This is a genomic window from Kribbella sp. NPDC020701 (assembly GCF_055562215.1).
In genome coordinates, this window is the sequence record NZ_JBVHFT010000025.1 from 87816 (window position 1) to 95310 (window position 7495).

Below are 7495 nucleotides of genomic sequence, written 5' to 3' on the forward strand. Positions count from 1 at the left end.
ACCCCTCCACGCTTCCGCTGTCCAGACCTCACCGCTTCTTGTCACCAGATTGCATACCGCATACAGTCGTCTGCACACCGATGGAGGCTGACGTGGACCTGATGGAGTACCAAGCCAAAGAACTCTTCGCCCGGCACGGCGTCCCGGTGACGCTCGGCCGGGTGATCGAAGACCCGGCCGATGCCGCCGCGGCAGCCGAGGAGCTCGGCGGACGTGTGGTGGTGAAGGCGCAGGTGAAGACCGGCGGCCGCGGCAAGGCCGGCGGCGTGAAGCTGGCCGCCTCCCCCGACGAAGCCGTGGCGCGTGCGAGCGACATCCTCGGCATGGACATCAAAGGCCACACCGTGCAGCGAGTGCTGCTCGCGCCGGCCGCGGACATCGCCGAGGAGTACTACCTCTCCTTCCTGATCGACCGGGCCAACCGCGAGTACCTGTGCATCGCCAGCACGGAGGGCGGCGTCGAGATCGAGGAGGTCGCGCACACGAATCCGGACGCGATCGCCAAGGTCGCGATCGATCCGGCCGTCGGTGTCGATGAGGCCAAGGCCGCCGAGATCGTCGCCGCCGCTGGGTTCCCGGCCGGCGCGGAGGACGTCGTACGCCAGTTGTGGGACGTGTTCGTCGCCGAGGACGCGTCGCTGGTCGAGGTGAATCCGCTGGTCAAACTGGCCGACGGTTCGATCGAAGCCCTTGACGGCAAGGTGACGCTCGACGACAACGCGTCGTACCGGCACTCGGACCACGCGGGCTTCGACGACAAGGCCGCGGCCGATCCGCTCGAGGCGGCGGCGCACGAGAAGGGTTTGAACTACGTCAAGCTCGACGGCTCGGTCGGCATCATCGGGAACGGCGCCGGGCTGGTCATGTCGACGCTCGACGTGGTCGCGTACGCGGGTTCGTCGTACGGCGTGAAACCGGCCAACTTCCTGGATATCGGAGGTGGCGCGAGCGCCGAGGTGATGGCGAACGGGCTCGGCATCATCCTGTCCGACGCGCAGGTGCGCAGTGTGTTCGTGAACGTGTTCGGCGGGATCACCGCCTGCGATGCGGTCTCGAACGGCATCGTCCAGGCGCTCGAGCTGCTCGGCGACCAGGCCGACAAGCCGCTGGTGGTTCGGCTGGACGGGAACAACGTCGACGAGGGCCGCCGGATCCTTGCCCGGGCCAACCATCCACTGGTGACCGTGGTGGACACGATGGACGGCGCCGCCGCCCGTGCCGCCGAGCTCGCCGCCCAGAACTGAGAGGTGTGAGATGGCGATCTTCTTGACCGAGCAGAGCCGGGTCATCGTGCAGGGCATGACCGGGTCCGAGGGACAGAAGCACACGAGCCGGATGCTTGCCGCTGGCACCAATGTGGTCGGCGGCGTGACCCCGGGCAAGGGTGGGCAGTCGGTCGACTTCGCGAAGCGCTCGATCCCGGTCTACGGCTCGTGCGCCGACGCGGTGAAGTCGGCCGGCGCGGATGTGTCGGTGGTGTTCGTGCCGCCTAGCTTCACCCTGGGCGCGGTCGTGGAGGCGGTCGATGCCGCCGTACCGCTCGTCGTGGTGATCACCGAGGGCGTGCCGGTGCACGACACCGCCGCGTTCTTCGCGCACGCCCAGGGCAGCGGGACGCGGATCATCGGGCCGAACTGTCCCGGAATCATCAGCCCCGGCCGCGCCAACGCCGGGATCATTCCCGCTGACATCGCCGGGCCCGGGCGGATCGGCCTGGTGTCGAAGTCGGGCACGCTGACCTACCAGATGATGTACGAGCTGCGGGACTTCGGGTTCTCCACCGCGATCGGCATCGGCGGCGACCCGATCATCGGTACGACGCACATCGACGCGCTGGCCGCGTTCCAGAACGACCCGGACACCGACGCGATCGTGATGATCGGTGAGATCGGTGGCGACGCCGAGGAGCGGGCGGCCGCGTTCATCAAGGAGAACGTGACCAAGCCCGTCGTCGGCTACGTCGCCGGCTTCACCGCCCCCGAGGGCAAGACCATGGGCCACGCCGGCGCCATCGTCTCCGGTTCCTCCGGCACGGCAGCCGCCAAACAAGGAGCCCTCGAAGCCGCCGGCGTCCGCGTAGGCAAAACCCCCACCGAAACCGCCGCCCTGATGCGCGCCGTCCTGTCCGTCGCCGAGGTCGCCGTGTGACAACCCTCCAACTCAGTGGGCAGCCCCTCAGTTGGAGGGTTGCCCACAGAGAATCTGACCGGGCAACCCTCCAGGTGAGTGGGCAAGCCCCTCCGAAAACCGGTGGTGCGGGGACGGACGAGGGTCCACGCTGGGGACATGCATCTCACCTTCCTGCACGACCCGCGCGGTGAGTGCTCCACTCTGATCCGGAGGGCGGACGGCGCAGAGTTCACGCTCTCGTCGTACTCACGCAAGCACCGCGTGCCCCATGACCTCGCGCACGCCGTCACCGAACGCGAACTCGGAATGCCCGACGGCATCTTCGGCTGTATCGCTGCCGGTGCGGTGTTCGACAGCATGCAACAGACCGCTGGCAAGAAGCGGTACGACGCCAAGGCCCGAAGCACCCGCATCCTGAAGGCACCGAACAGCATCGGCATCAGCGAGTCGCTCTCCGCCGTCGTTCACGAAGCGGTCGAGAAGGACCGGCCGACCCCGTACGCGCGGCTCCGCGAAAGCTGGGGCATCACTCGGCCTGACGCCTGTCCCTACCTCGACGCAGACCTCGACCGCGCCACCGAAACACTACGCGAACTCAGCCGGCTGTGGGAGGCGAGCTCCGATCCACTCGTCTTCCCTTGGCCGAAGAGGCTCCAAGCTCAACCCAGCTGAGAGCGGCGGGGCGGGGCGGTGCTGCGGCGGACGATGAGTTCGGTGGGGACAGCGACTGGGGCGTGGTGGTGTTCGCCGGCTTGGATTTCGGCGATGAGGGCATCGACGCTGCGGCGCCCGACTTCGGCGAAGGTTTGACGGACGGTGGTGAGGGGCGGCCAGAAATGGGCCGCCTCTTCCATGTCGTCGAAGCCGACCACGCTGACGTCGTCCGGCACCGCGCGGCCACGCTCGTACAGCGCGCGGAGCAGACCGAGCGCCATCTGGTCGTTGGCGACGAAGACGGCGGTGACCTTGTCGTTGACGGCCAGCCGGCGGCCGGCCTCGTACCCGGAGCTGGATGACCAGTCGCCGTCCAGCACCGGCGGGACGTCCCGGCCGTGCTCGATCAGGGTCTGCTCCCAGGAACGCCGGCGCCGGTCCGCCGCGAACGAGGTCGGCGGGCCGCCGAGGTGCCACACGGTCTCGTGGCCCAGGTCCAGCAGATGCTCAGTGGCCAGGCGCGCGCCCTGGGCCTGGTCGGTGTCGACGATCGGGTAGTCGTAGTGCGCACTCGAGTCGACGACGACCACGGGGAGCCCGTCCGGTAGGAGTACTCCGGCTTCGTCCAGCGTGTGCGCCTCGATCAGGATGATCACGCCGTCCACCGCTTGCTCACCGAGCCGGCTGAACGCGTTCGTCACCGCGGTCTGGGTGACGTCCAGCACGGGCAGCAGGTTGATCGCGTAGCCGCTGATGGTGGCCGCGGTGGCGATCGCGTCGAGGGTGCGCGTCGTACCGAAGCTGGACAGCTCGAAGACGATCACGCCGATACTGCGGAACTCGCCGTTGCGCAGCGCCCGAGCCGCGCTGTTCGGACGGTAACCGAGCTGCTGCATCGCGGCCCGGACCCGGTCCCGGGTGGTCGCGTCGACGTTGTGCCGGTCGTTCGCGACCCGGGACACCGTCTGCCCGGACACGCCGGCGAGTCTGGCGACGTCCGCCATCGACGGCCGGCGCCGGACCGATGATTCCTCCGTTGACATCGGGTGCCCTCCCTCAGTTGTGCCCGCAGTGTAGACATGTTGACGTAAACACGTTACCTTCGCGGCATCGATGTTGACGTCAACATTGCGCGCGTCGCGGTGACATTCACCGGCGCGGGAAGCGAGAGGAGGTCGACGGACATGGCGGAGTCCGTGGCCCAAGGATCTACCGGGCACCACGTCACACCGGTGTGCGCGGCCGGTCGCCGGCGACGGCGAGCGGCCCAGGACGGCAAGGGGTGGCTGTTCGTCGGCCCGTTCCTGGCCGTCTTCGCGCTCACCTTCCTGGCCCCGATCGGGTATGCGATCTATCTCAGCCTGTTCCGCGACCAGGCGTTCTTCGGCGGCACGGTGTTCGTCGGCCTCGACAACTACACCGAGGCGTTGCGGGACCCGAAGTTCTGGGAGTCGTTCGGCCGGGTCGCGGTGTTCCTGGTCGTCCAGGTGCCGGTGATGCTGATCCTGGCCCTGCTCGCCGCGCTCGCGATCGACAGCGCCCGGCTGCGCGCGGCCGGCTTCTTCCGGATCGTGATCTTCCTGCCGTACGCGGTGCCAGGCGTGGTCGCGGTGCTGATGTGGGGCTACATCTACGGCGACAACTTCGGCCTGGCCGCGAACCTCAACGACCTGTTCGGCACGACCGCGATCCAGCCGCTCAGCAGCAGCTGGATGCTGCCGTCGATCGCCAACATCGTCACCTGGGAGTTCGTCGGCTACAACATGCTGATCTTCTACTCGGCGCTGCGCACGGTCCCCGGTGAGCTGTACGAGGCGGCCGCGATCGACGGGGCCGGGACGTTCCGCACCATCCGGGCGGTCAAGCTGCCGGCACTGCGCGGCGCGATCGTGATCGCGACGATCTTCTCGATCATCGGCAGCTTCCAGCTGTTCAACGAGCCGAACATCCTGCGCACGCTCGCGCCGAACGTGATCACCACCTACTACACGCCCAACATGTACGCCTACAACCTGTCCTTCGCCGGGCAGCAGTTCAACTACTCCGCCACGATCGCGATCGTGATGGGCGTCATCACCGCGATCATCGCGTACGTCGTCCAGCTGCGTGGCTCCCGGGAGACACTATGACTGTGCTTTTGGCCGGGCCTTCGGCACCGGCAGGGTCATGGGGCTTTAACTCCCGGCCTTCCCTCGTCGCTCCAGTCACTGCGCTCCCTGCGCTCCTCAGTCCAGGCCGGGAGGCCCCATGACCACGACCGTGGACACGCCGCGCATCGTGCGTACGGCGCGGACCGTGAAGAAGACCGGGACGTCGCCGCTGCGGCCGAAGCGGTCGCCGTTGCTGACCGGCGTGATGGTGCTCTACCTGATCTACACGCTCGTCCCGCTGCTCTGGTTGTTGATCAGCGCAACCAAGACGCAGGACGACCTGCTGTCCACCCCGGGGCTTTGGTTCGGGAAGAGCTTCGCGTTCTTCTCCAACATCAAGGACACGCTCACCTACAACGACGGCATCTTCCTGCGCTGGCTCGGCAACACACTGCTGTACGTGGTCGTCGGCGCGGGTGGCGCGACCTTGCTCGCGACCGCGGCCGGCTACGGGCTGGCGAAGTACAAGTTCGCCGGCCGGCGCGCGGTGTTCGCGGTGCTGCTCGGTGCGGTCGCCGTACCGGGGACGGCGCTCGCGGTGCCGACGTTCCTGATGTTCTCGAACCTCGGGCTGACCAACACCGTGTGGGCGATCATCATCCCGTCGCTGGTGAGTCCGTTCGGGCTGTACCTGATGTGGGTCTACGCGACCGACGCCGTACCGGTGGAGCTGCTCGAGGCGGCCCGGATCGACGGCGCCGGTGAGGTCCGGGTGTTCTTCACCGTGGCCTTGAGACTGCTTGCCCCCGGCATCGTCACGACGCTGCTGTTCGCGGTGGTGTCCACCTGGAACAACTACTTCCTGCCGCTGATCATGCTCAGCAAACCCAACCTCTACCCGCTCACGGTCGGGCTCACCCAGTGGAGCAACCAAGCGACCGGCGTCGGGGCCCGCTCCATCTACAACCTGGTGATCACGGGGTCGTTGCTGACCATCGTGCCTCTCGTGATCGCCTTCCTCCTGCTTCAGCGGTTCTGGCAGTCAGGCCTGTCCGCCGGGAGTGTCAAGTGAAAGGGAACAGGATGAAGCTACATCGGCGAGGCATCCGGCAGCTGGTGGTTGCCGGAGCCGCAGTCATCGCCCTGGCGGCCGTGGCCGCGTGCGGCGGCGGCTCGAGCAGCTCCGGCAGCAGCGGCAGCGCGTCCACGGGTTCGCCCGACGCCGTCGACGCCGCGCTCAAGGCGGGCGGCACGATCACCTACTGGAGCTGGACGCCGTCGGCGGAAGCTCAGGTGAAGGCGTTCATGGCGCAGTACCCGAACGTCAAGGTGAACTACGTCAACGCCGGGACCGGCAACGACCACTACACCAAGGTGCAGAACGCGATCAAGGCCGGCTCCGGTGCGCCGGACGTGGCCCAGATCGAGTACCAGGCGCTCCCCCAGTTCGCGCTGCCCGGCTCGCTCGTCGACCTGAACCAGTACGGCTTCAGCCAGTACGAGTCGGCGTACACCGCCTCGACGTGGGCCGCCGTCCACGCCGGCAGTGGCCTGTTCGGGCTGCCGCAGGACTCCGGGCCGATGGCGCTGTTCTACAACAAGGAGGTCTTCGACAAGTACGGCATCGCCGTGCCGAAGACCTGGGACGAGTACGTCGCCGCCGCGAAGAAGCTGCACGCGGCCAACCCGAAGGCCTGGATCACCAACGACTCCGGTGATGCCGGCTTCACCACCAGCATGATCTGGCAGGCCGGCGGTCAGCCGTTCAAGACCGACGGCAAGAACGTCACCATCAACCTGCAGGACGACGGCTCCAAGAAGTGGACGAACACCTGGAACCAGCTGGTCACCGGCGGCTTGGTGTCGAACATCCCGGGCTGGACCGACGAGTGGTTCAAGGCGCTCGGCGACGGAACGATCGCGACGCTGCCGACCGGTGCGTGGATGCCCGGCGTGATGGAGGCCTCGGTCAAGGCCGGCGCCGGTAAGTGGGCAGTCGCCCCGATGCCGACGTACGACGGCCAGCCGGCGACCGCGGAGAACGGTGGCAGCACCGAGTCTGTGCTGAAGCAGAGCGCCAACCCGGCGCTGGCCGCGGCGTTCGTGCGGTGGCTGAACCACGACGAGGGTGTGAAGCCGTTCCTGGCCAGCGGTGGCTTCCCGGCGACCACGGCCGACCTCAAGGACCCGGCGTTCGTCGACAAGACGAGTGCGTACTTCGGTGGCCAGCAGATCAACCAGGTTCTCACCAGCGCGGCCGGCTCGGTCGTGAAGGGCTGGAGCTACCTGCCGTACGAGCTGTACGCGAACAGCATCTACGGCGACACCGTCGGCAAGGCGTACCAGTCGAAGTCCGACCTGGACACCGGCCTGAAGGCCTGGCAGGACGCGCTTGTTGCATACGGCAACCAGCAGGGCTTCCAGGTAAACGGCTGACAGTGCTTTTGGCCGGGCCTTCGGCGCCGGCAGGGTCATGGGGCCTTGACTCCCGGCCTTGCCTCGTCACTCCAGTCGCTGCGCTCCCTCCGCTCCTCAGTCCAGGCCGGGAGGCCCCATGACACTCCCTGTGTCAACCTCATGCGGCAGATGGAGTGGCTGTGCGGTGGTTGAGTGTGGCTGCG

Annotated in this window: 7 protein-coding genes; 6 read left to right on the plus strand and 1 reads right to left on the minus strand. The window is 67.6% G+C overall.

Features of this window, described 5'->3' with window-relative positions:
• Nucleotides 1-92: 92 nt before the first annotated feature.
• The 3 genes from sucC (at nucleotide 93) to ACZ3HV_RS40000 (ending at nucleotide 2802) form a co-directional block, all read left to right on the plus strand.
• Nucleotides 93-1244 carry an ADP-forming succinate--CoA ligase subunit beta gene (sucC, locus tag ACZ3HV_RS39990; protein WP_465692590.1) on the plus strand — a complete coding sequence of 384 codons (1152 nt, stop codon included), beginning with the start codon at nucleotides 93-95 and terminating at the stop codon, nucleotides 1242-1244.
• 10 nt (nucleotides 1245-1254) lie between these two features.
• A complete protein-coding gene (sucD, locus tag ACZ3HV_RS39995) occupies nucleotides 1255-2148 on the plus strand; it encodes a succinate--CoA ligase subunit alpha (protein WP_465692578.1) in 894 nt (297 codons plus the stop codon).
• Nucleotides 2149-2286: 138 nt separating this feature from the next.
• The gene (locus tag ACZ3HV_RS40000; RefSeq protein WP_465692579.1) at nucleotides 2287-2802 is read left to right on the plus strand and encodes a hypothetical protein; all 516 of its coding nucleotides are present in this window, start codon (nucleotides 2287-2289) and stop codon (nucleotides 2800-2802) included.
• On the opposite strand, the gene ACZ3HV_RS40005 is transcribed toward ACZ3HV_RS40000, so the two are convergent.
• On the minus strand, nucleotides 2790-3827 hold the full coding sequence (locus tag ACZ3HV_RS40005; protein ID WP_465692581.1) for a LacI family DNA-binding transcriptional regulator: 1038 nt from the start codon (nucleotides 3825-3827) through the stop codon (nucleotides 2790-2792). The two genes, ACZ3HV_RS40000 and ACZ3HV_RS40005, sit on opposite strands and share 13 nt — an antisense overlap.
• Nucleotides 3828-3968: 141 nt before the next feature.
• On the opposite strand from ACZ3HV_RS40005, the gene ACZ3HV_RS40010 reads away from it, so the two are divergent.
• The 3 genes from ACZ3HV_RS40010 (at nucleotide 3969) to ACZ3HV_RS40020 (ending at nucleotide 7310) form a co-directional block, all read left to right on the plus strand.
• Nucleotides 3969-4913, plus strand: coding sequence for a carbohydrate ABC transporter permease (locus ACZ3HV_RS40010; protein WP_465692583.1), 945 nt, complete (start codon nucleotides 3969-3971; stop codon nucleotides 4911-4913).
• A 226-nt stretch (nucleotides 4914-5139) separates the two neighbouring features.
• The gene (locus ACZ3HV_RS40015; RefSeq protein ID WP_465692592.1) at nucleotides 5140-5946 is read left to right on the plus strand and encodes a carbohydrate ABC transporter permease; all 807 of its coding nucleotides are present in this window, start codon (nucleotides 5140-5142) and stop codon (nucleotides 5944-5946) included.
• 11 nt (nucleotides 5947-5957) lie between these two features.
• Complete coding sequence (locus ACZ3HV_RS40020) at nucleotides 5958-7310, plus strand: ABC transporter substrate-binding protein (RefSeq protein ID WP_465692585.1); 1353 nt, start codon at nucleotides 5958-5960, stop codon at nucleotides 7308-7310.
• Nucleotides 7311-7495: the final 185 nt, after the last annotated feature.

Excerpts from the sequence above, each read along its gene's own strand:
- ACZ3HV_RS40020 (WP_465692585.1), top strand. The coding sequence starts at position 5,958 with ATGAAGCTACATCGGCGAGGCATCCGGCAGCTGGTGGTTGCCGGAGCC.
- ACZ3HV_RS40005 (WP_465692581.1), bottom strand. The coding sequence starts at position 3,827 with ATGTCAACGGAGGAATCATCGGTCCGGCGCCGGCCGTCGATGGCGGAC.
- ACZ3HV_RS40015 (WP_465692592.1), top strand. The coding sequence starts at position 5,140 with ATGGTGCTCTACCTGATCTACACGCTCGTCCCGCTGCTCTGGTTGTTG.
- ACZ3HV_RS40000 (WP_465692579.1), top strand. The coding sequence starts at position 2,287 with ATGCATCTCACCTTCCTGCACGACCCGCGCGGTGAGTGCTCCACTCTG.
- ACZ3HV_RS40010 (WP_465692583.1), top strand. The coding sequence starts at position 3,969 with ATGGCGGAGTCCGTGGCCCAAGGATCTACCGGGCACCACGTCACACCG.
- sucD (WP_465692578.1), top strand. The coding sequence starts at position 1,255 with ATGGCGATCTTCTTGACCGAGCAGAGCCGGGTCATCGTGCAGGGCATG.